Raw genomic sequence first — 20,248 nt, 5'->3', positions numbered from 1 at the left:
CACTGGTCACATGAGAACGATCTGGAAGGGTGCGCTGACCTTCGGCCTCGTGAACGTGCCGGTCAAGGTGTACTCCGCGACCGAGGACCACGACGTGCCGCTGCATCAGGTGCACGAGAAGGACGGCGGGCGCATCCGCTACCAACGCACCTGTGAGGTGTGCGGCGAGACCGTGGCATACGCCGACACCGACCGTGCCTACGTCGAGGAGGGCCAGACGGTCGTGCTCACCAAGGACGACCTCGCAGCTCTGCCCGCGGAGAAGAGCCGGGAGATCGACGTGGTCGAGTTCGTCCCCTCGGATCAGGTCGATCTGCTCACGCTCGACAAGCCGTACTACCTCGAGCCGGACTCGAAGTCTCCCAAGGCTTACGTGCTGCTGCGCAAGACCCTGGAGCAGACCGACCGCACCGCGATCGTGCGCTTCACACTGCGGCAGAAGACGCGACTCGCCGCGCTCCGCGTGCGGGGGAAGGTGCTCGTGCTGCAGACGCTGCTGTGGGCCGATGAGGTGCGCGAAGCCGAGTTCCCCGCGCTGGACGAGGACGTGCGCATCTCGAAGAAGGAGCTCGAGCTCTCGGCATCCCTCGTCGACAGCTACTCGGCCGATTTCGACCCGGAGGAGTTCGTCGACGAATACCAGAAGGAGCTGCGCACGCTCATCGACGCGAAGATCGAGGCGGGCGACACGTTCGACGTGGCCGAGACCTTCGGCGAGGCCGAGAAGGCCGCCGAGGGTGGAGAGGTCATCGACCTGATGGAGGCGCTCCGCGCCAGCGTCGCGCGCACCAAGGAGGAGCGCGCCAAGAACGCCGGCTGAGAGATCGGCGCCGCGGTGGCGGCGCCGATCGAGATCAGTGCTTGCCGTCGCCGTCGAGGTCGGGCGCGCGGTCGAACACGTCGGCGTCCAGGACGAGCTCCTGTGCCTCTTCGGCATCCGTCACGACGTCTTCACCGGCCGCTGCCGCCTTCTTCGCCTTGTGGCGCTCGGAGAGATAGTGCCACAGAGTGACGAGCGCCGTGCCGCCGACCGCGGCGAGGAGGATGAGGTCGATGTAGCTCTCGACGAACTCGGCGACCGGGGGGATGAACCCGATGAGGTAGCCGAACATCGTGAGCCCGAATCCCCACAGGACCGCACCGATCAGGTTGTAGAGGGTGTACTTGCGCCACGGCATGTGGCCGACGCCGGCGGCGACCGGGGCGAAGGTACGCACGATCGGCACGAAGCGCGCGAGGATCACGGTGATGCCGCCGAAACGCTCGAAGAAGGCGTTCGTGCGCTCGACGTTCTTCTTGCTGAAGAGGCCGGACTCCTTGCGTTCGAACACGGCGGGTCCGCCCTTGTGGCCGATGACGTATCCGACCTCCCCACCGACGAACGCGGCGAGACCGATGAGGAGGGCGACCCACCAGACACTGATGCCGAAGACCCCGTGCTCCGAGCCTGCGATCGGGTGCGAGAGGAGTCCCGCGATCACGAGGAGCGTGTCTCCTGGCAGCAGGAATCCGACGAGCAGACCGGTCTCCGCGAAGATGATGAAACACACCACGAGCAGCGCCCACGGCCCGGCGGTCCCGATGATCGTTGCGGGGTCGAGCCAGGGGATGAGGGCGGTCGGCGCGTGCAGCATGGTTTCGAGCACAGGGGAGTCCCGTCGGTCGTGATTGGTCGGCGGTGCAGCTGAGCGACGCGTGCGATCGCAGGACGGCCCATCGTCTCTCGTGCGGAAGGTGGGACTTGAACCCACACGCCCTGGGGCACAGGAACCTAAATCCTGCGTGTCTGCCAATTCCACCACTCCCGCGCGGTGGAACCATTCTAGTGACCGCCGAAACGGTGTATCTGAGGATCAGCCCGCAGTTCCCGTCTGCCGTCCGGCGGCCCTCCCTTTACGCCTGAGGGGTCGAGGGCGGGATACCGGGTTCCGACGGGTTCGGCGCGAGAGGCTCCTGGGGGTTCGGCGCCAATGGCTCTTGCGGGTTCGGGGCCAATGGCTCCTCCGGGTTCGGGGCGAGCGGCTCTTCCGGGTTCGGGGCGAGCGGCTCGTCGGGGAAGAGCGGTGAGGGCTCGTCGGGGTTCGACGGGGAGGGGGAGGTGTCGGTCATGTCGGTGTCCTTTCGCTGAATCACGCCATGCACAGGCGAGTTCAGCAGGGCGCGACCGCGGTGTCTGCTCCCTTGCGCTGCGGTGAGGGATGTGGTGAGGCGGGTCATCCACGCCTGCCGCCAAGGACGACTGTGGATAACTTCGGACCCGGGTTGCGGATTGTTGCGAGGATGCCGGGGTGAGTCATCCTTCCGCCCTCGTCGCCGAACGTGTGCGGATGCGTCTGCGGTCCGAGGGGATCGATCCGACCGTCGAGCCGGACTCGGCGTGGCGGATCACCCATGCGGAGGTGCGTCGTCATGATGACCTCGCCCTGGCGCGTGGGGAGGCGCTGATCGAGGATGAGGCGGCATGTGTGCGCGACGTGCTGGCATCCCTGAGCGGATTCGGGGCGCTCCAGCCGCTGCTGGACGATCCCGAGGTCGAGGAGATCTGGCTGAACGGCACCGGGCACGTGCACGTGGCACGGGAAGGCGTGGCGGAACGGACCCGGCTGCGCCTCGACGAGATCGCGGTGCGCGACCTGGTGGAGCGGATGCTGCAGTCCACCGGACGACGCGTCGACATCAGCCAGCCGTTCGTCGACGCGTCGCTGCCCGACGGCTCTCGCCTGCACGTGGCCATCGCCGATGTCGTGCGCGGCTCCTGGGCAGTCAACATCCGCAAGTTCCTGCCGAAGTACCGGTCGCTCGAGGCGTTGACCCAGCAGGGCATGATGCCCGCCGACGTGGCGGAGCTGCTGCGTATCGCGATGAACGACGGCCGCAGCGTCATCGTCTCCGGGGCGACGCACGCCGGCAAGACGACCGTGCTCGGTGCGCTGCTGGCCTCGTGCGCCGGATCTCAGCGCATCGTGACCGTCGAGGAGACCTTCGAGCTGGCCGTCGACGGCCCGGACCTCGTCGCACTCCAGGGTCGTCAGGCCAGCCTGGAAGGCACGGGAGAGATCACCCTGCGCCGCCTGGTCAAGGAGGCACTGCGTATGCGGCCGGACCGCCTGGTCGTCGGCGAGGTGCGTGACGCCGAGGCCCTCGACCTGGTGCTCGCGCTCAATACCGGCGTGCCGGGCGCGTGCACCGTCCACGCGAACTCGGCCACGGAGGCGCTCGAGAAGCTGAGCATCCTGCCGTTGCTGGCCGGACGCAACATCGACCGCGGGTTCATCGCACCCGCGCTCGCGGCATCGGTGGATCTCGTGGTGCACTGCGTTCGCGACCATGCCGGGGGTCGGCGCGTGCACGAGATCGTCGCGCCCACCGGCGATGTCGAGAACGGACGCATCCTCACCGACAGCGTGTACCTTGCCGGGGTCGCGTCGTGACGTTCCTGATCGGAGCGGTCTTCGCCGCCGGCGTCCTCCTCTGCGTGTCACCGTGGATGTGGCCGCCGCGGCCCGATGCCACCCCGACGGTCCCCAGGGCGCGATTGGTCCGGCTGATCGCCGAGGCGGGGTACGACGACGTGGCGTCCCGCGCGGTCATCGTCGTGATCGCCGCCGCCGCGCTCATCGCCGCCTCCACGGCATGGTTGCTGACCGGGCTGCCGGTGCTGGTGCTGCTCGCCGCGTCGGCCGGAGCGACGGCGCCGATGATGTTCCTGCGTGGACGACGGTTGCGACTGCGCCGCCTGCGTCGGCAGTTGTGGCCCGACGTCTGCGATCTCCTCATCGCGTCGATCCGTGTCGGACTCTCGCTCCCCGATGCCGTGGCGAGCCTGGCCGAGTCCGCGCCGTCGATGCTGCGACCCGCATTCGCGGTGTTCGCCAGAGACCTGCAGGCGAGTGGTCGATTCGAGACGAGCCTCGACCGGCTGAAGTCGTCTTTGGCGGATCCGATCGGCGATCGCATCGTCGAGACCCTGCGGATGGCACGTCAGGTCGGCGGCACCGAACTGGTCGGTGTGCTTCGAGCGCTCTCCTCCTCCGTACGCGCGGACGCCGCGCTGCGGGGCGAGGTCGAGGCGCGACAGTCATGGATCCGTGGCGCGGCGGTCCTCGGCGCCATCGCACCGTGGGTCATCCTCGGCCTGCTGGTCATGCGTCCGGAGGGAGCCTCGGCGTATGGCACACCGGAAGGCGTGATCGTCATCTGCATGGGCGCGGGGGTCTCGGTCATCGCCTTCCAGATCATGGTCCGTATCGGCCGGCTCCCGGAACCTCGGCGGTGGTTCGGGTGAGCGGGTTCTCTGCACTCGCCGGTGCCGTGCTCGTCGGTGGGGCCCTCGCGGCCGGTGTGCTGAGCATTCTCACCGCCCTCCCGCGCTGGAGGGCCGCCTCGCTGAGCGTGCGGATCGGGCCCTACATCCGTGACGTGGTCGCGGATGAGAACCTTCCGCGGGGAGTTCTCCCGCTCGCGGGTACATTGCCCGCGAGCGCCCGAACGCTGTGGGGTCGATCGCGAGATGCGTTCGCGCGCATGGTGGGTGGGGGAGAGGCGCTTCGACAGCGAATCTCCCAAGCGGGTGCCACCTTGGAACCGGCGACGTTCCGCGGCAGGCAGTTGGGCTGGGCGCTCGCCGGTATCGGTGCGGGTGCGGCCGTTTTGATCGTGCTCGCCCTTCTCGGACGATTTTCCGTTCCCACCGGTGTGATGCCATTGCTGTGCGGCGCGGCCGCCGCCACCGCATATGACCTGCAGCTGTCGGCGCGAGTCAAGGCGCGCCGCGTGCGTCTCACCGAGGAGCTTCCGACGACTCTCGAGTTCCTGGCCCTCTGCCTGTCGGCCGGCGAGGGATTCCTGGATGCTCTGCGTCGTGTGGCCGCAGTCGGCTCCGGCGAGCTGACCGGTGAGCTTCGCCGGGTGGTGCTCGCGGTCGGCACCGGATCGCCGCTGTCCGACGCGCTGAGCGAGATGGCGCGACGCCTCGACCTGAGCGCGCTGTCGCGCGCCGTCGACCAGGTGATCGCCGCCCTCGAACATGGCGCGCCGCTCGCTGCAGTGCTGCACGCGCAGGCGGGAGACGCGCGGGAAGATGCGAAGCGAACGCTGATCGAGCAGGCGGGGCGCAAGGAGATCCTGATGCTGCTGCCGCTCGTCTTCCTCATCCTCCCGTTGTCGGTGTTGTTCGCCGTCTATCCGGGACTGTTCATCCTCCGACTCGGCATCGGCTGATCGGCTGATCGGCTATGAAAGGACGACCATGATCGCACCACCGCAGGACACCCATCGCGGCCAGAGCACCCGTCGACGCCTTTGGCGCTCTGTGGTGAGCCGTCTCGATGCATTCGCCCGCGACGAGACCGGAGACGTACCCGGGTGGGTGCTCGTGACATTGATGACGGCCGGGCTGGTCGTGCTGATCTGGGCGGTCGCCGGCCCCGCACTGACCGCGCTGTTCGAGCAGGCGATCCAACGGGTCTCCGGGCTCTGACGTGCGCCTCGCGCGGTCACTCGCCGACGACCGAGGGTCCAGCCCGGTCGAGTTCCTGCTGGTCGGGACGCTCCTGACGGCACTGACGCTCGGAGTCCTCCAGCTCGCACTCGCGGTCTACGTGCGCAACGTCGTCCACGACGCGGCGGTGGAGGGTGCGTATCACGCGGCCCTCGCCGACACGACGCAGGAGGAGGGGATCGAGCGCACGAGGGAAGTCATCACCCGCGCGGTCGGCGCGTCGTATTCCGAGGACATCCGGATCGGCTCCTCGGGCGCTCGGGGTCAGGAGACCGTCGACGTGCGAGTGCGCTCGACCTTTCCTCTGCTCGGGCTGATCGGCGTGCCCTTCGCGATGGAGGTGGAGGCACATGCACCGGTGGAGGCGTTCGGCGGGCGATGACGCCGGTTCCGCGGCACTCGAGTTCATCACCGTCGGTGTGATCCTGCTGGTGCCGCTGATCTACCTCGTCGTCGCACTCGGCACCATCCAGGAGCAGATGCTCGGCGCGGAGGCTGCCTCCCGCCACATCGCCCGTGCCATCGCGCAGGCTCCCGATGTCGCGTCCGCGGCGGCACGCGGCGACGTCGTGCTCGCCGACGTGATCGACGAGTACGGCCTCGATCCGGACGCCGTCGATCTGTCGCTGTCGTGCACGCCGTCGGGCGTTGAGTGTCCCTCGGCAGGAGCGACGATCACCGTCCTGGTCAGCACCCGCGTACGGCTCCCACTGGTACCGGAGGTGCTCGGTCTCGAGCGTTCCACGGCGATCCCCGTGCAGGCGGAGGCTGTGCAGAAGGTGTCGCGATCGTGGGGCGCCCCATGAGCAGAGACGCGCGCGGGTCACGGGAGGCTCTCGGGAACGACGAGGGCACCACACTGCTGCTCACCCTCGGATACGTGCTGCTCGCGTTGGCGGTGATCTTCGTGTGCGTGTGCGCCACGGACCTCTACCTCGCTCAGAAGCGGCTGGACGCGCTGGCCGATGCCGCCGCGCTCGCCGGGGCTGACGGGTTCACCCTGGTGGCGGTCGACGACGCCGTTCGTGCGGAATTGACCGATGCCGGCGTGGAGGAGCAGGCGGCGGCGCTGGTGCAGTCGATTTCGGGTCCTGCCTCGATCGTGGCCGCGGGAACTCCGGATGGTGTCTCGGCGCAGGTCACCGTCGTCGCGGACTGGCGTCCCCCGCTGCTCGGCCCGTTCATGCGTGAGGGCGTCGAGTTGGAGTCGACCGCCACGAGTCGCACGGCTCTTCGCTGAGGGTGCGTCGGATCACCGAGGACGCTTTTCCAACGGTACGAACGCGACGAGAACTCCGGCCGCGAGAGCTCCGAGCCCGCCGAGGGCCATGTCTCCGATCGTGTCCTGGTAGGTCACGAAGATCTCGGCGGTGACGAACGTGCGTCCGGCCCATTCGATCATCTCCCAGACAGCGCTGACGGCGAGACCGAGGATCGTGCAGAGGACGATCGGGATCCGCGGACGGAACTCCGGCGCGCCCTGAGGCACGACGACACCGAGCCTGGCGAGCACCGTGTAGCCGGTCGCAGCGATCGCGCCGGTGCACACGAAGTGCACCACGAGGTCCCACCCCGGCACCGTGCGGTAGAGGTCGAAGACGTTGCTCGCCCCCGCGACGAGCACGATCACGCCGACCGCCAGGTCGACACCGCCGCGCATCCCGAGCGCACGGGGGAGCATGAGCGCGGGCGTGGTGAGGGCGAGGATCCCCGCGTCGGTCGGCGTGGACCAGATGGCCGCGACGAGGACGCTGAGCACTCCGATCACCCGTACGGCATCGGCACCGTACTCCGCGACCGTGCGCGGGGGTCTCAGGAAGTCCGCTTTCACGGCGCCTCCTCTTCGGGTGAGTCGGCAGGGCAGGAGGCGAGGTCGAACAAGGCCTGCACCGGCAGATGATCCGAGGGCCACCCGCGCTCGTACTGTCGCCCGTTGATGCCCGCGCGGCGCACAGGCAGTTCGGGCGAGGCGAGGATCGCGTCGATGCGCCGTCCACTCCGTGGGGCACGGTAGCGCGCGAACGTACCCCACGCCGGGGTGCACCGCGCCGCGGACGCCGTCCAGGAGTCGGAGAGCAGGCCGCCCTCCTGGAGAGCGCGCCACGGGGCTGAGCCGGCACGCGCATTGAGGTCACCGAGGACGAGGACGGGCGACGTCGCCTCGCTCGCGCGGCCGCGGATCGTCTGTGCCTGGCGGAGCCGTGCCCACGGGGAAAACGCGTCCAGGTGGGTGTTCAGGACGGTGATCTCGCGGCCCGTGATCCGATCGCGGAGGATCGCCTCGACCACGATCCGCGGAGCGGCGCTGAGCCACGACGACGAGCCCTCCCGCTCCGGGTGACGCGACAGCGCGCACTGGCGCCAGTCGCGCAGTTCGAGCCGCTCGGCGTCGAAGAACAACGGGCAACCCTCACCCCGTCGACCGGGGCGCCGGCCGTGTCCGACCATCCGATACGACGGGCCGAGCGCGGCGCCGATGAGCGATGCCTGTGCAGGCAGCGCCTCCTGCACGCCGACCACGTGCGGTCGCTCGGCGCGCAGCAGCGCCGAGACGCGCCGTTGTCTCGTGGGCCACCGGTCAGCACGCGGCCAGGCCAGCGTCCCGAGGTCCCGCCGTACGTTCAATGTCATGACGTGCAGGTCGCCGTCGCGGTGAGAGCCGAGAAGAGGGGCGGTCATCGCCGGGCTCCTGGAGCGGGAACGCCGAGCCGATGGAGTATGCGCCGCAGCACGAGGCGCACCCAGCGCACCGGAGGGAGATCCTCGGGCCAATGCACGACCACGGTGCGGAAGCCGGCGGCGATGCGACGCAGAAACGAACGCCCATTCCCGAACGGCCGCATCGAGATGCCCATCCCTGTGCTGCGGATCCAGCGGATGCGGTGGCGTTCGCCCACGTGGAAGGCGAGGTCGAGGTCGTCGTGCAACGCCGGGTCGTCGCGGTGCACGTGCTCGCGCACCGCGAGCCAGGTCGAACGGCGCAGCGCGAGGTTCGAACCGAAGAGCGGGGAGTGCCCGAGCGCGACCCCGCACACCAGCGCATACGCGAGGAGATATGCCGCGGCCAGGGGGCGGCGGAGCGCCCGGGGGCCGTCGATGAAGTGCGCACCGCCGGTCCACGCCCCGACCCGCGGATCCCGTGTGCACGCGGCCATCATCGACTCGATCCACCGCGGATCCGGCACGCCGTCGGCGTCGAGACGCAGGATCACTTCGCCGGCCGCCGCGTCGTAGCCGGCAGCACTCGCCGCCGGAATGCCGTCGTCCTCGCATCGCACGACGCGAGCCCCGTGCCGCACCGCGACGTCGGCCGAGGAATCGGTGGAGGCGTTGTCGACGATGATGATCTCGTCCGCGGGCAGTGTCTGCACGGCGAGGGCGCGCAGGCATCGCTGCAGCGCGGCCGCGTCGTCCTTCACCGGGATGACCACGCTGATCGTGGGCTCGGGGTCGGCTGGTGTGGCGCGCTGCACATCGTCTCCTCGCGTGTGGACGTCTCAGCCTAGGGAGTGCCCCTGGCCGGGACGAGCTGGTTGACACGCGGCTCATCTTCGAGCAACGCGGCGCGCAGCGCCTGGACGCGCTCGCCGACTCCGCCGCGCTCTCAGCGCGGATCGCGCAGCTGCTCGAGCAGCCCGTCGAGCCTCGGCTCGAGCTGCGGCGGTATCTCGGCAGGCAGGGCGTCGACCGGCCACCAGCGCAGATCCTCGGACTCCTCGCTGACGGTGAGCGCCGCATCTCGATCGACCACGACGGCGATCCCGATGTCGAGGTGCGAGGTGCACGTACCGAAGCGAGACGACAGCCCATGGTGGTCGAGGTCATAGGCGAGCGGTGCGACCGGGGGGTCGACCAGGAGGCCGGTCTCCTCGCGTAGCTCGCGAAGCGCGGCCGCCACGACCGACTCATCCGTGTCGTCCACGTGACCGCCCGGCTGCACCCAGAACTGACCCTTGCGATGGAAGACGAGCAGCGTGTGCTCGAACGACGCATCGAAGACGACGCAGGACGCGGTGAGATGGTCGGGGCCGGAACCGCGATGCACGGGCCCGTGATCCGGCCGGAAGAACGAGGCGAAATCCGCCTGTGCGCGGATCTCCCGGTCCGAGCGGGGCTCGAAAGTCGAGACCAGGCGATGGGCCTCAGCCTGCAGGGCCGAGATCATTCGTCTTCCTCCTCCGTCGATGTGCCGCCGGAGTCCGGCCGCTCCCGCGGCACGAACCGGGGGATCCAGCGCAGGAACCCTGCCGCGCCGACGAGGCCGATCACACCCATGGCGGCTGCGGCGAACGGAAGAGCGGCCACGGCGGTGATCGCCGAGACCAGCAGTGGCGCGATCGCACCGCCGGCATCCGTCAGCGTCCGCCAGGATCCGAGGAATGCCGCGGGTTCCCGCTTCGGGGCGACGTCTGCGCCGAGGGTGAGCAGGATGCCGCTGGACAAGCCGTTGCCGACGCCGAGCATCGCCGCGAACATCCCGAACCACAGCACCGCCGCATCGAGATCGTGGGTGAACGAGAGGGCGAGGAAGCCGGCACCCATCAGCACCATCGCGGGCATCGCCGCCCACAGCCGTCCGAAGCGGTCCATCACCTGGCCGCTCGCATAGAACAGCGCGAAGTCGATCGCTCCGGAGACGCCGACCACGAGGGCGATGGTCGAGGCATCCAAGCCCAGCGATAGCCCCCACAGCGGGAGCACGACCTGTCGGGCCGATCGCACAGCGGACAGAGAGGCGGCGGCCAGCCCCAGTCGCCCGAGCACCGCGCGCTGGCGCCACATGGTCTGGAAGATCCCCAGGCGCTCGATCGTCGGGATCGATCCGCTCACGGCCTCGCCGGAGTCCTCCAGATAGCGCTCGTGCGTGGTCGTCGGGACGGGAGGGATCGTCTTCTCCGGATCGGGACCGAAGAGGACCAGGACGACCATGACCACGAGGCAGCCCAGGAAGAACCAGATCGCCGCGGCCTCGCTGCCGAACAGCTGCAGGAGCCCCGCGGCGACGAACGGTCCGATGAAGATGCCGAGCCGGAAGCTCCCGCCGAGCAGCGAGAGGGAGCGGGCACGGAAGGCGACCGGCACCCGGGTGGTCATGAAGGCGTGACGCGCGAGGCCGAAAGCTGCCGCACAGATGCCGAGCAGGAAGACCGACGCCGCCAGCACGCCGAGCGACGGCGCGAACACCATCCCGACCCCGGCGATGATCGCGATCATGCCGGCGATCACCATCGTGTACCGCTCGCCGATCCGGCCCACCGCCCACCCGGCAGGGAGGTTGCCGCACAGCTGGCCGATCACGAGGGCGGATGCCACGAGTGCGGCGAAGGCCACGTCGGCACCCATGGAAGCCGCCAGCACCGGGATGAGCGGGATCACGGCGCCCTCGCCGAGCGCGAACAGGACCGTCGGCAGATACACCATGGGTCCGAACTGTCGAAGGACCGCCGATGCACTGCTCACGTCTTCACGCTACTCCGGCCGATGTGCCGTCGAAGACGACGTCCCCGCGTAGGCAGGCGGCACGTTAGGCTGAGGTGTCATGCTCGAACTAGATCTCTCCGCCGAAATCCAGGCGCTCAGGCACACCTTCGGCGACATCAGCGAGGTCGTCGATGTCTCCCGTCTCCGCGACGACATCGCGCGTCTCAGCGAGGAGGCCGGCGCCCCCGACCTCTGGGACGACACCGAGAACGCGCAGAAGGTGACCAGCGCACTCAGCCATCGTCAGTCCGAGCTCGCCCGCATCACCGGCATCGCTCAGCGACTCGACGACCTCGAGGTGCTCGTGGGTCTCGCGAACGAGATGGGGGATGAGGACTCCGCGCAGGAGGCCCGCGCCGAACTCGCCGCGCTCACCGACCTCATCAACCAGCTCGAGGTGCAGACGCTGCTCGACGGCGAGTACGACGAGCGCAGCGCCATCATCACGATCCGCTCCGGTGCGGGCGGCGACGACGCCACCGACTTCGCCGAGATGCTGATGCGCATGTACCTGCGCTGGGCCGAGCGGCACAAGTACCCGGTCAAGGTCATGGACACCTCGTATGCCGAGGGCGCCGGCATCAAGTCGGCAACGTTCGAGATCGACGCGCCCTACGCCTTCGGAACCATCTCGGTCGAGGCCGGCACGCACCGCCTCGCGCGCATCAGCCCGTTCGGCTCCGCCGACAAGCGCCAGACCTCGTTCGCCGCGGTCGAGGTAATCCCGCTGATGGAGGAGGCGACCGAGGTCGACATCCCCGAGAGCGACATCCGAGTCGATGTGTTCCGTTCCTCCGGCCCCGGCGGTCAGTCGGTCAACACGACCGACTCCGCTGTGCGTCTGACGCACCTTCCTACCGGCATCGTCGTATCGATGCAGAACGAGAAGTCGCAGATCCAGAACCGCGCCGCCGCCATGCGCGTGCTGCAGACCCGCCTGCTGCTGCTGCAGAAAGAACAGGAAGCAGCGAAGAAGAAGGAGCTCGCGGGTAACATCACGGCGAGCTGGGGCGACCAGATGCGCTCGTACTTCCTCTACGGTCAGCAGCTGGTGAAGGATCTGCGCACCGGCCAGGAGTCGGGCAACCCGGCTGCGGTGTTCGACGGTGACCTGGATGATTTCATCTCCGCGGGCATCCGCTGGCGTAAGCGCAAGATCGAGGATTGAACCTATGAAGAAGGCCCCGGATCACTCCGGGGCCTTCTTCATCGATGGTCGTCAGTACCCGGCACCCTCGAGGCTGCCGGTCACGTCTTCATAGCTGAACAGGACGCACTGGACCGCGCGATCGTCTGCGCGGGCCCAAGACGTCTCCGTCGGCTGATAGGTGTAGAAATCCAGCACCGAGTCTTCGTAGGCGATGCCGACGTATGCGTCGAACTGCGCGGCACAACCATCCCACGCCGCCTCGCCGAGAGCATCGTCGCCGGGGAACTCCTCGTCGTCGACGTCGAAGATGAAGTACACCTCGTCCGTGTGCGGCTGATCGCACGGGACGACAGGAAGCTCGTAGATCTGCCCCGTGTCCCCGTAGTCGACGAAAGGCAGGCAGTCGCCGATCTCGAGTTCGGCGAACGGCACCATGTCGGCCCCTCGATCGAGGAGGGATCCGTGCCCTCTCCGGCTCCCTCGTCGTCATCGGCCGGGACCGAGACGGTTGCGATCAGAACCAGCGACACGGCGAACGCGAGCACCGCTCCGAGCACGGAGACCGCCAGCCCAGCGATCCCCGGCCACTTCCGGCCGCGCAGGAACAGGGAGACGAGCGACAGCACGAATCCGACGCCGAGAAGCGCCCAGCCGACGATCGAGGTCAGCGGGATGCAGGCGCAGACGACGCCGACGACCACGACTGCGAGACCGATGAGCCCGAGCACCGATACCCCGGGCGTGGGCGGCTGCGGTGCCGGCGCTACCCACGCCCCGTCGGGTGCGCCGACGCGGTCGGGCGCGATCACCCGTTCGGTCGACGTGCCCGACGGGGGCAGCGTGTAGGGCGGGGTGAACGGCGCCATGGCGGGAGACGACGCGTCGGAGGGAGCCGGCTCCACAGACGGTCGTTCCGGGGCCACCGGCGCTCCGTCAGAGGTCCGCACGTGTGCGGTCCACTGTGTGCCGTCCCACCACCGCAGGCTGCCGGTGCCGTCGTCGTACCAGCCGGCAGGCGTCGTCATCAGATGGTTCCGCTCGTCAGACGGCTCAGGGGGCGAAGCACGCGGTGACGGCTTCGGTATCGCCCAGCACCTCGGCGAAACCGTACGCGGCGTCGACATCCGTCAGCGTGCCGTCGCTCTCCGCGATCGCGCGCAGCGTCGAGTTGTCGAGATCGGACTCGACGAGCAGATCCGAGAGGCAGGTGATCTGCGGCTCGGTGTAGCCCTCCGTGCCCTCGGCAGCCAGGATCGCGGTCAGGCCGACCGCCACCTCGGCCGAGGTCGGACGCGTGCCGTCGTCGGCGCCGTCGGTGCCGTCGGTCTCGCCCGGCTCGGTGGCCTCGATCGACGGCGAGGAACTGGGCAGGTTGTTCAGCTCGTCACTCGCGTTCTGGGCGATCGCGAAGAAGAAGACGAAGAACATCACGGCGCTGATGATGCCGCCGACCACCGAGAGGATCAGGCCGGCGATTCCCGGCCACTTCTTCCCCTTCAGGAAGAGCGAGATGAGGGAGACGATGAATCCTGCGCCGAGGAGGATGAAGCCGATGAAGCCGATCAGCGGGATGAACGCCAGGATCGTGCCGACGGCGGACAGCCCGAGTCCGACGAGTCCCAGAATCGAGAGCTTCTTGGGAGCTTCCGGTTCTGTCTGGAGGTGGGGCCCGGCCGCCGGATAGGCGGGCTGCGCATCCACACCCGGGTAGGCCGGCGCGGTGCCCGGGTAGCTCGACGCGGGCTGGTCGGGTGTGGCCGGTGCGGAGTACGCGGGGACATCGTCGCCGAGCGGCGTGGTCGCCGCGGTCGGCGCCTCGGCGGAGTCGTGGAGCACGGTGTCATCGGTGGACGGCGCTTCCGGTGCGTCGTAAGACGGCGCTTCGCCGGCGGTGGGAGCCTCGGTCGGCGTCTCGATCGCGGACGATCCCTCCGCTGCTACCGGTGCTTCCGATGCCGAGTCGGCCTCGGTCGCGGAGGCCGCCTCCGGAGCGAAGTGCTCCGTCCACTGCTGACCGTCCCACCACCGCTGGCGTCCGCTGCCGTCGTCGTACCAACCTGCTGGTGTCGTGCTCATGGGTCCCCCTCGAAGACGATTCGGCCGCTCCATGGTGCGACCGCACCCTTATGTATAGCAGTGGCCGGTGACTTCCCAGGGTGTTCAGGATGGGGAGCAGTCCCCATCGTCTCCCGAAGCGGACGCGCCGGTGCGGGGTGTCGCTCGCGGTGAGCCGGAGGGCCGCGCTTAGGCTCGAAGCGTCATGATTCGGTTCGAGAACGTCACGAAACGCTACCGCGGGACGTCGAAGCCCGCCCTCTCCGGTGTCGACTTCGAAGTGCAACGCGGGGAATTCGTCTTCCTCGTCGGCGCCTCGGGCTCCGGCAAGTCCTCCTGTCTTCGCCTGATCCTGCGCGAGGACGTGCCGACGGCAGGCCGTGTCGCCGTGCTCGGCCGGGACCTCCGCTCGCTCGCCAACCGCAAGGTGCCCTACTTCCGGCGCCACATCGGTTCGGTGTTCCAGGACTTCCGCCTGCTGCCGTCGAAGACCGTCTACCAGAACGTCGCCTTCACCCTGCAGGTGACCGGCTCCTCGCGCGGCTTCATCCAACAGGCCGTACCCGAGGCGCTCGCGCTCGTCGGCCTCGACGGCAAGCAGAAGCGCATGCCGCACGAACTCTCCGGCGGAGAGCAGCAGCGCGTCGCGATCGCTCGCGCCCTCGTCAACCGTCCGCAGGTTCTGCTCGCCGACGAGCCCACCGGCAACCTCGACCCCGCGACCTCCGTCGACATCATGCAGCTTCTGGCCCGTATCAACGCCGGAGGCACGACCGTCCTGATGGCCACGCACGAGGCCGGCTTCGTCGACCAGATGCAGCGCCGAGTGATCGAGCTGCGCGACGGGGAGATGGTGCGAGACGAGGTGCACGGTGGCTACGGCGACACGTCCAACATCCCGCGTCTCGTGCCGGAGCAGGTGCGCGGTGCGGCCGCAGCAGCGGCACTGACGGCGGTGCAGGAGGTCCAGCGCCAGACGGCGGACCTCTCCTCGGTCCGCGCGGCTCTCGCCGAGGAGCTCAGCATGCAGCGGAAGGCCGCCGCCGCGGAAAGCGGTTCGGCCGCAGTTACAGACGCCCCTCAGACGGTCGAGCCGCCGGAGTCGCCCTCCGTGCCGGAGCCCGAGACGGTCGCGGATGTCGTCGAACCGCCTGTGGTGGAACCGCCCGCTGTCGTCGAGCCGCCGACCGCGGTGGAGCCGCCGGCGGTCGTCCGACCTCGCACCCACCCGATCACCCTCCCGACCGTCGACGTCGCCGAGCTCGGAGTCGCCGACCGACTCGGACTCTCGGATGAAGACGACGAGGAAGTGGGCCCGACCTCATGAGAATCGGACTCATCCTGACCGAGGCCCTGGGTGGCCTTCGGCGGAACATCTCGATGGTCATCTCGGTGATCCTCGTCACCTTCGTCTCTCTCACCTTCGTCGGTGCGGCGATCCTGATGCAGTCGCAGATCGGTGTGATGCGGGGTTACTGGGCCGAGCGTGCCCAGGTCGCCGTGTACATGTGCTCCGCGGTCTCGGAATCCGACACGTGCATCGACGGTGCCGCGAGCGAGGAACAGGTCGCCGCAGTTCGCGCGCAGCTCGAAGGGGACGCGCTGGCGCCGCTCATCAGCTCGCTGACCTTCGACACCAAGGAGGACACGTACGCCAAACTCGTCGATCAGCTCGGCGAGGATCAGGCGAGTGTCCTCACGGCCGACCAGGCGTTCGAGGTCTTCTTCGTGACGATGAAAGACCCGGGGCAGTCGCAGGTGCTCACCGAGGCATTCAGCGGCCAGGCCGGGGTGGAGCAGGTCAAGGATCAGCTCCAATATCTGGAACCCCTGTTCTCCGCCCTGACCGTCGCCACGTACATCGCCGTCGGCATCGCCGTGCTCATGCTGATTGCGGCGACCCTGCTGATAGGTACGACGATCCGATTGTCCGCGTATGCGCGGCGCAAGGAGATCGGCATCATGCGGCTCGTCGGTGCCTCGAACCGGTTCATCCAGACACCGTTCGTCCTCGAAGGCGTGTTCGCCGCGTTCCTCGGCTCGGCGCTGGCCAGTGCCGCGGTCGTGGCCGGGATGCACTTCGGAGTGAACGGCTACCTGCGCGGTCGGGTCCCGTTCATCACGACGTGGGTGACGATGCAGGATGCGATGCTCGTGGTGCCGGTGCTGATCGGCATCGGCATCGTGCTGGCCGCGCTGTCCGCCGGCTTCGCGATCAGGCGCTGGCTCCGTACCTGATATCCTGAAAGGCTGCTCGGTCGGAAAGATCGATCGAGCTCATCACGGCAACAGGAGAGCATCATGCCCAGGGAACGCGGAGAGAAGGTCGTCGCGACCAATCGTCGCGCACGTCACGACTACACGATCGAGAAGTCGTACGAAGCGGGGATGGTGCTCACCGGCACCGAGGTCAAGTCGCTGCGCCAGGGGCGCGCCAACCTCAGCGACGGCTACGCGTTCGTGAAGGGCAACGAGGTCTTCCTCGACTCCGTGCACATCCCGGAGTACTCCCAGGGCCACTGGACCAACCACTCTGCGAAGCGCATCCGCAAGCTGCTGCTGCATCGCGAGGAGATCGCCAAGATCGCGCATGCCGTCTCGGCAGGCGGATACACCCTGATCCCGCTGAAGCTCTATTTCTCCGACGGCCGGGCCAAGGTCGAGATCGCCCTCGCCAAGGGAAAGCGCGAGTACGACAAGCGTCAGACCCTGCGCGAGCGCCAGGACACCCGCGAGGCGGATCGTGCCATGCGCCTGCGCAATCGCGTGGGCGAGTAGCGGCCGGTCGTCACAGCGTCGGCTCGAACCCGAACACGCGGCCGAGGAAGGTCAGCTCGCGCTCGAGCGCGTCGATGATCGTGTCGGCGCTGCGGAAGCCGTGCCCCTCTGCGGGGTAGAGGACGTATTCGTGGTCGACGCCCCGCGCGGCCAGCGCGTCTCTGATCGCCTCGGACTGCGACGGCGGGACCACCCGGTCCTCCCCGCCCTGCAGCAGCAGCACGGGGACTCCGATGCGATCCGCATGGGTGAGTGGTGATCGTTCGACGTAGACATCCTCGTACTCGGGGAGGGGCCCCACGAGACCGTCGATGTATGACGCCTCGAAATCGTGGGTCTCGGCGACCAGCATCCGCAGGTCGGCCACGCCGTAGCGGCTGATTCCCGCGGCGAAGGCTCCGCCGCGTACCAGCGCGGACAGCACCGTCCAGCCGCCCGCCGAACCTCCGCGGATGGCGATGCGGGACGGATCGGCGAGCCCGGCATCCGCGAGCCCCTGTGCGGCGGCGATCACGTCATCGACGTCCACGACCCCCCACCGGCCGTCCAGACGTTCGCGGTAGGCGCGCCCATAGCCGGTGGACCCGCCGTAGTTGACGTCGAGCACCCCGATGCCGCGGCTCGTATAGAACGCGTTGGCTCCGGACGCCGCACCGGTGACGTGAGCGGTCGGCCCGCCGTGCACCAGCACCACGTACGGAGGGAGTTCATCGGCGGAGGCTGTCGCGTCGGGGTTCGCCGGCGGGTACGCGAAAGCGTGCACCACGCCGTGCCGCCCGTCGACGTCGATCGGCACGGCATGCGGCATCCAATCGGCATCCACGGGCTCGCCTCCACGCACCACGACGGTCTCGCCGGAGTCCACATCGACGCACCACAGGCCGGCGGTCACCCCGGAGCCGTTGCCGGACAGCAGCACGCGGGAACCGTCGACGTCGTCGACGCTGACGTGTCCGTCGGCCGGGACATCGATCGGGTTCACGACGCCGTCCGGAGCAATCACGACGATCTCGTCGCGCCCGTTGGTGCGGACCGCGACGATCCGCTCGTCGGCGAGCGGCCGATACCAGCGGTTGCCGAGCACCCAGAGTCCGTAGCCGGTGTCGGCGTCGCTCGGGGTGAGCGCGCGCGGTGCGCCGAGCGGTGAGAATCCGTCGAGCTCGATGCGGTACAGGCCCCAGCGGTCGTCCGGATCATCGGCGAACACCAGCTCCGCGTCGCTGAGCCACTCGGGCTGCAGCGCCGCTCGAGTGGGGATCTCGTGCACATCGCCGCCGTCGCTCTTCGCGATCTGCAGGTGCGCGGCCTCCCACGGCATCCGTCCGCGGTTCCAGGCGACCCAGGCGATGCGGGTTCCGTCCGGCGAGAGCGCGGGATGTGCGAAGAAACCGTCGCCCTCGACGATCACTCGAATTCCGGACGGGTCCTCCGCCGCGGAGCCGTCGATCGGGATCTCGACGATCGCGCGGGTGTGCGGCGCGGTCGACAGATCTTCGCGCACCGCGAGCAGACGGCCTTGCTGCACGCGGAGGCCGCCGTGCGACGGTCCCGCCGGTGTCAGCGGAACGGGCTCGGCCCCGGGGGCCATGCGATGCACACGCTGATCGCCGGCATCGACGAAGTACAGGGTGCCTGCGGCATCGGCGGTCCATGCTCCGCCTCCGTACTCGTGCACCCGGGAGCGCGCGCTCCAGGGAGCCGGGAGGACCTCGGTTCCGGAAGAGCTTCGCACCGTGACCCGCCCCTTCTCGGCGGGCACGGATTCTCCCCACCAGATCTCGGAGCCGACGAAGCGCGCCCCGTCGATCCGCGGGGAGGACGCCGCGACGGAGGCCGCGGAGAAGGGTGAGGGCCAGGAACCGTACGGGGACGACATGCCTCGAGCCTATGGCGGACGTCAGACGGCGCGCAGCACCGCCACGACCTTGCCGAGCACCACGGACTCATCGCCGAGGATGGGCTCGAAGGAGGAGTTGCGGGGGAGGAGCCAGGTGTGGCCGTCGCGACGGCGGAGCACCTTGACGGTGGCCTCGCCGTCGAGCATCGCGGCCACGATCTCGCCGTTCTCCGCATTGTTCTGCGAGCGAACGACGACCCAGTCGCCGTCGCAGATCGCGGCGTCGATCATCGACTCTCCCGAGACCTTGAGCATGAAGAGGTCTCCCTTGCCCACCAGTTGACGGGGGAGGGGGAAGATCTCCTCCACCTGCTGATCGGCGGTGATCGGCACGCCCGCGGCGATGCGACCGACCAGGGGTACGAGAGCCGCGTCGCCGACCGGGGTCGCCACGTCGGCGGGATTCTCGCCGCTGGCGCCGGGGAGATCGATCAGGACCTCCATCGCACGCGTCTTGCCCGGGTCGCGCCGGAGGTAGCCGCTCAGTTCGAGCTGACCGAGCTGGTGGGTCACGCTCGAGAGGGACTTCAGGCCGACGGCGTCGCCGATCTCGCGCATGCTCGGCGGGTAGCCGTGGTGGGCGATGGAGTTCTGGATGACCTCGAGGATCGCCATCTGCTTGGGGCTCAGGCTCTTGCGGCGGCGCGTCCGCGGTGCCTCCGACTCGGGGGCCGAGTTCTCGCTCATGGTGCTCCTTAAGTGCGGTGTTCCGACGTCGCTCTTCGAATGTCGGAGGCCCGTGGTGTGGTGTTCTCATCGAAACCGTATCCGAGAAACGGCCCGATCTGGAAGATCTGTTCGAGCGTGTCGGCAGAATCGTGCATCCGGTTTCGAAGACAACTTGACAGATGTTCGAACTCGAAGATATCTTCGGTACGTAGCTTCGCATTCACGGCTCCCGGCCGAGACGGGAATGCGAACGCTACGCCAACTTCCCCGGCAGCCTCACTGCTCCGGGACAGGCTAAGGAGCACCACATGAGCAGCATCGGCTTCAGCACCGCAGCAGTCATCCCGGCGTCGACCCGTCCTTCGACGCGACTCCGACTGACGACGCGTGGCCGCGCCGTGCTGCTGGTGGTCGCCTCCGTGCCGCTCGCGATCGGCATCGCCTTCGCCGCACTCAGCGGCGGAAGCGCGATCGCCTCGGGTGCAGACACGGCGGCCGTCAGCGTCGAGACCGTGACCGTCATGCCCGGCGACACTCTCTGGTCGATCGCCACCGGGGTCGCCCCCGACGCCGACCCGCGCGACGTCATCGGTGCGATCAGCCGGATGAATCTGCTGCGTGGCGGCGAGCTCCAGATCGGCCAGACGCTCGCCATCCCGGCCCAGTACGCCAACTGATCCCGTCGCGGCGGCGCTGCGGCAACTTTGCGTCATCGACT

24 protein-coding genes, 1 tRNA gene and 1 pseudogene are annotated in these 20,248 nt (G+C 68.7%); 13 read left to right on the top strand and 13 right to left on the bottom strand.

The window, feature by feature from the left end:
* Window positions 1-10: 10 nt before the first annotated feature.
* A complete protein-coding gene (gene ku / locus ACWGO6_RS13410; protein WP_452326941.1) occupies window positions 11-820 on the top strand; it encodes a non-homologous end joining protein Ku in 810 nt (269 codons plus the stop codon).
* A gap of 34 nt (window positions 821-854) precedes the next feature.
* On the opposite strand, the gene ACWGO6_RS13405 is transcribed toward ku, so the two are convergent.
* The 3 genes from ACWGO6_RS13405 to ACWGO6_RS13395 form a co-directional block, all read right to left on the bottom strand.
* Window positions 855-1,634, bottom strand: coding sequence for a DedA family protein (locus ACWGO6_RS13405; protein WP_168429506.1), 780 nt, complete (start codon window positions 1,632-1,634; stop codon window positions 855-857).
* Between the two features lie 92 nt (window positions 1,635-1,726).
* A tRNA-Leu gene (locus ACWGO6_RS13400) sits at window positions 1,727-1,808 on the bottom strand.
* An 85-nt stretch (window positions 1,809-1,893) separates the two neighbouring features.
* Window positions 1,894-2,109, bottom strand: a complete 216-nt coding sequence (locus ACWGO6_RS13395) for a hypothetical protein (RefSeq protein WP_452326940.1) — start codon at window positions 2,107-2,109, stop codon at window positions 1,894-1,896.
* 179 nt (window positions 2,110-2,288) lie between these two features.
* Between ACWGO6_RS13395 and ACWGO6_RS13390 the strand changes: the two genes are divergently transcribed.
* The 7 genes from ACWGO6_RS13390 to ACWGO6_RS13360 all read left to right on the top strand — a co-directional run bounded on the left by ACWGO6_RS13390 (window position 2,289) and on the right by ACWGO6_RS13360 (window position 6,740).
* Window positions 2,289-3,431 (top strand): CpaF family protein, encoded by a 1,143-nt coding sequence (locus ACWGO6_RS13390; RefSeq protein ID WP_452326939.1) that lies wholly within the window; start codon window positions 2,289-2,291, stop codon window positions 3,429-3,431.
* Complete coding sequence (locus tag ACWGO6_RS13385; protein WP_452326938.1) at window positions 3,428-4,285, top strand: type II secretion system F family protein; 858 nt, start codon at window positions 3,428-3,430, stop codon at window positions 4,283-4,285. The genes ACWGO6_RS13390 and ACWGO6_RS13385 overlap by 4 nt, the downstream gene beginning before the upstream one ends.
* On the top strand, window positions 4,282-5,220 hold the full coding sequence (locus ACWGO6_RS13380) for a type II secretion system F family protein (RefSeq protein ID WP_452326937.1): 939 nt from the start codon (window positions 4,282-4,284) through the stop codon (window positions 5,218-5,220). The genes ACWGO6_RS13385 and ACWGO6_RS13380 overlap by 4 nt, the downstream gene beginning before the upstream one ends.
* Before the next feature lie 94 nt (window positions 5,221-5,314).
* Window positions 5,315-5,479 carry a hypothetical protein gene (locus ACWGO6_RS13375; protein ID WP_452327004.1) on the top strand — a complete coding sequence of 55 codons (165 nt, stop codon included), beginning with the start codon at window positions 5,315-5,317 and terminating at the stop codon, window positions 5,477-5,479.
* A gap of 1 nt (window position 5,480) precedes the next feature.
* Window positions 5,481-5,882 carry a TadE/TadG family type IV pilus assembly protein gene (locus tag ACWGO6_RS13370; protein ID WP_136041712.1) on the top strand — a complete coding sequence of 134 codons (402 nt, stop codon included), beginning with the start codon at window positions 5,481-5,483 and terminating at the stop codon, window positions 5,880-5,882.
* Entirely contained in the window at window positions 5,851-6,306 is a 456-nt protein-coding gene (locus ACWGO6_RS13365) for a TadE family protein (protein WP_136041711.1), read from the top strand. Before ACWGO6_RS13370 ends, ACWGO6_RS13365 begins: the two co-directional genes overlap by 32 nt.
* Window positions 6,303-6,740 carry a pilus assembly protein TadG-related protein gene (locus tag ACWGO6_RS13360; RefSeq protein WP_136041710.1) on the top strand — a complete coding sequence of 146 codons (438 nt, stop codon included), beginning with the start codon at window positions 6,303-6,305 and terminating at the stop codon, window positions 6,738-6,740. Before ACWGO6_RS13365 ends, ACWGO6_RS13360 begins: the two co-directional genes overlap by 4 nt.
* A gap of 12 nt (window positions 6,741-6,752) precedes the next feature.
* Here the strand turns inward: ACWGO6_RS13360 and ACWGO6_RS13355 are convergent, their stop codons facing one another.
* The 5 genes from ACWGO6_RS13355 to ACWGO6_RS13335 form a co-directional block, all read right to left on the bottom strand.
* Window positions 6,753-7,331, bottom strand: coding sequence for a hypothetical protein (locus ACWGO6_RS13355; protein WP_136041709.1), 579 nt, complete (start codon window positions 7,329-7,331; stop codon window positions 6,753-6,755).
* On the bottom strand, window positions 7,328-8,179 hold the full coding sequence (locus ACWGO6_RS13350; RefSeq protein ID WP_452326936.1) for an endonuclease/exonuclease/phosphatase family protein: 852 nt from the start codon (window positions 8,177-8,179) through the stop codon (window positions 7,328-7,330). Before ACWGO6_RS13350 ends, ACWGO6_RS13355 begins: the two co-directional genes overlap by 4 nt.
* Window positions 8,176-8,973, bottom strand: a complete 798-nt coding sequence (locus tag ACWGO6_RS13345; RefSeq protein WP_136041708.1) for a glycosyltransferase — start codon at window positions 8,971-8,973, stop codon at window positions 8,176-8,178. The genes ACWGO6_RS13350 and ACWGO6_RS13345 overlap by 4 nt, the downstream gene beginning before the upstream one ends.
* Window positions 8,974-9,104: 131 nt before the next feature.
* Window positions 9,105-9,665 carry an NUDIX hydrolase gene (locus tag ACWGO6_RS13340; protein WP_136041707.1) on the bottom strand — a complete coding sequence of 187 codons (561 nt, stop codon included), beginning with the start codon at window positions 9,663-9,665 and terminating at the stop codon, window positions 9,105-9,107.
* Entirely contained in the window at window positions 9,662-10,921 is a 1,260-nt protein-coding gene (locus ACWGO6_RS13335) for an MFS transporter (RefSeq protein ID WP_452327001.1), read from the bottom strand. Before ACWGO6_RS13335 ends, ACWGO6_RS13340 begins: the two co-directional genes overlap by 4 nt.
* Before the next feature lie 118 nt (window positions 10,922-11,039).
* On the opposite strand from ACWGO6_RS13335, the gene prfB reads away from it, so the two are divergent.
* Window positions 11,040-12,149, top strand: a complete 1,110-nt coding sequence (gene prfB, locus ACWGO6_RS13330) for a peptide chain release factor 2 (RefSeq protein ID WP_029260598.1) — start codon at window positions 11,040-11,042, stop codon at window positions 12,147-12,149.
* 51 nt (window positions 12,150-12,200) lie between these two features.
* Here the strand turns inward: prfB and ACWGO6_RS13325 are convergent, their stop codons facing one another.
* The 3 genes and pseudogenes from ACWGO6_RS13325 to ACWGO6_RS13315 all read right to left on the bottom strand — a co-directional run bounded on the left by ACWGO6_RS13325 (window position 12,201) and on the right by ACWGO6_RS13315 (window position 14,207).
* The gene (locus tag ACWGO6_RS13325) at window positions 12,201-12,566 is read right to left on the bottom strand and encodes a septum formation family protein (RefSeq protein ID WP_452326935.1); all 366 of its coding nucleotides are present in this window, start codon (window positions 12,564-12,566) and stop codon (window positions 12,201-12,203) included.
* Window positions 12,567-13,063: 497 nt separating this feature from the next.
* Window positions 13,064-13,156 (bottom strand): annotated as a pseudogene (locus ACWGO6_RS13320) (DUF2510 domain-containing protein); the annotation flags it as partial.
* 25 nt (window positions 13,157-13,181) lie between these two features.
* The gene (locus tag ACWGO6_RS13315) at window positions 13,182-14,207 is read right to left on the bottom strand and encodes a DUF2510 domain-containing protein (RefSeq protein WP_452326934.1); all 1,026 of its coding nucleotides are present in this window, start codon (window positions 14,205-14,207) and stop codon (window positions 13,182-13,184) included.
* A gap of 184 nt (window positions 14,208-14,391) precedes the next feature.
* On the opposite strand from ACWGO6_RS13315, the gene ftsE reads away from it, so the two are divergent.
* The 3 genes from ftsE to smpB all read left to right on the top strand — a co-directional run bounded on the left by ftsE (window position 14,392) and on the right by smpB (window position 16,964).
* A complete protein-coding gene (gene ftsE / locus ACWGO6_RS13310) occupies window positions 14,392-15,513 on the top strand; it encodes a cell division ATP-binding protein FtsE (RefSeq protein ID WP_136041704.1) in 1,122 nt (373 codons plus the stop codon).
* Window positions 15,510-16,424, top strand: coding sequence for a permease-like cell division protein FtsX (gene ftsX, locus ACWGO6_RS13305; protein WP_136041703.1), 915 nt, complete (start codon window positions 15,510-15,512; stop codon window positions 16,422-16,424). Before ftsE ends, ftsX begins: the two co-directional genes overlap by 4 nt.
* A gap of 63 nt (window positions 16,425-16,487) precedes the next feature.
* Window positions 16,488-16,964 (top strand): SsrA-binding protein SmpB, encoded by a 477-nt coding sequence (gene smpB, locus ACWGO6_RS13300; RefSeq protein ID WP_021199784.1) that lies wholly within the window; start codon window positions 16,488-16,490, stop codon window positions 16,962-16,964.
* Window positions 16,965-16,974: 10 nt separating this feature from the next.
* Here the strand turns inward: smpB and ACWGO6_RS13295 are convergent, their stop codons facing one another.
* Both ACWGO6_RS13295 and lexA read right to left on the bottom strand, forming a co-directional pair.
* Window positions 16,975-18,840, bottom strand: coding sequence for a S9 family peptidase (locus ACWGO6_RS13295; RefSeq protein ID WP_136041702.1), 1,866 nt, complete (start codon window positions 18,838-18,840; stop codon window positions 16,975-16,977).
* Between the two features lie 21 nt (window positions 18,841-18,861).
* Window positions 18,862-19,548, bottom strand: coding sequence for a transcriptional repressor LexA (gene lexA, locus ACWGO6_RS13290; protein ID WP_029262496.1), 687 nt, complete (start codon window positions 19,546-19,548; stop codon window positions 18,862-18,864).
* A 290-nt stretch (window positions 19,549-19,838) separates the two neighbouring features.
* Between lexA and ACWGO6_RS13285 the strand changes: the two genes are divergently transcribed.
* Window positions 19,839-20,207 carry a LysM peptidoglycan-binding domain-containing protein gene (locus tag ACWGO6_RS13285; RefSeq protein WP_136041701.1) on the top strand — a complete coding sequence of 123 codons (369 nt, stop codon included), beginning with the start codon at window positions 19,839-19,841 and terminating at the stop codon, window positions 20,205-20,207.
* The last annotated feature ends 41 nt before the right edge of the window (window positions 20,208-20,248 follow it).

It is taken from the genome of Microbacterium sp. NPDC055665, from assembly GCF_053618035.1.
The sequence above is the reverse complement of the archived record's forward strand: the minus strand, read 5'-3'. Positions and strand labels throughout refer to the sequence as shown.

What these genes read in the sequence shown, in the direction of transcription:
- ACWGO6_RS13395 (WP_452326940.1), bottom strand. Translation starts at nt 2,109, where the DNA reads ATGACCGACACCTCCCCCTCCCCGTCGAACCCCGACGAGCCCTCACCG.
- ACWGO6_RS13285 (WP_136041701.1), top strand. Translation starts at nt 19,839, where the DNA reads ATGAGCAGCATCGGCTTCAGCACCGCAGCAGTCATCCCGGCGTCGACC.
- prfB (WP_029260598.1), top strand. Translation starts at nt 11,040, where the DNA reads ATGCTCGAACTAGATCTCTCCGCCGAAATCCAGGCGCTCAGGCACACC.
- ACWGO6_RS13315 (WP_452326934.1), bottom strand. Translation starts at nt 14,207, where the DNA reads ATGAGCACGACACCAGCAGGTTGGTACGACGACGGCAGCGGACGCCAG.
- ACWGO6_RS13360 (WP_136041710.1), top strand. Translation starts at nt 6,303, where the DNA reads ATGAGCAGAGACGCGCGCGGGTCACGGGAGGCTCTCGGGAACGACGAG.
- ACWGO6_RS13335 (WP_452327001.1), bottom strand. Translation starts at nt 10,921, where the DNA reads ATGGTGTATCTGCCGACGGTCCTGTTCGCGCTCGGCGAGGGCGCCGTG.
- ftsX (WP_136041703.1), top strand. Translation starts at nt 15,510, where the DNA reads ATGAGAATCGGACTCATCCTGACCGAGGCCCTGGGTGGCCTTCGGCGG.
- ACWGO6_RS13365 (WP_136041711.1), top strand. Translation starts at nt 5,851, where the DNA reads ATGCACCGGTGGAGGCGTTCGGCGGGCGATGACGCCGGTTCCGCGGCA.
- smpB (WP_021199784.1), top strand. Translation starts at nt 16,488, where the DNA reads ATGCCCAGGGAACGCGGAGAGAAGGTCGTCGCGACCAATCGTCGCGCA.
- ACWGO6_RS13295 (WP_136041702.1), bottom strand. Translation starts at nt 18,840, where the DNA reads ATGTCGTCCCCGTACGGTTCCTGGCCCTCACCCTTCTCCGCGGCCTCC.
- ACWGO6_RS13340 (WP_136041707.1), bottom strand. Translation starts at nt 9,665, where the DNA reads ATGATCTCGGCCCTGCAGGCTGAGGCCCATCGCCTGGTCTCGACTTTC.
- ftsE (WP_136041704.1), top strand. Translation starts at nt 14,392, where the DNA reads ATGATTCGGTTCGAGAACGTCACGAAACGCTACCGCGGGACGTCGAAG.
- ACWGO6_RS13405 (WP_168429506.1), bottom strand. Translation starts at nt 1,634, where the DNA reads ATGCTGCACGCGCCGACCGCCCTCATCCCCTGGCTCGACCCCGCAACG.
- lexA (WP_029262496.1), bottom strand. Translation starts at nt 19,548, where the DNA reads ATGAGCGAGAACTCGGCCCCCGAGTCGGAGGCACCGCGGACGCGCCGC.
- ku (WP_452326941.1), top strand. Translation starts at nt 11, where the DNA reads ATGAGAACGATCTGGAAGGGTGCGCTGACCTTCGGCCTCGTGAACGTG.
- ACWGO6_RS13325 (WP_452326935.1), bottom strand. Translation starts at nt 12,566, where the DNA reads ATGGTGCCGTTCGCCGAACTCGAGATCGGCGACTGCCTGCCTTTCGTC.
- ACWGO6_RS13350 (WP_452326936.1), bottom strand. Translation starts at nt 8,179, where the DNA reads ATGACCGCCCCTCTTCTCGGCTCTCACCGCGACGGCGACCTGCACGTC.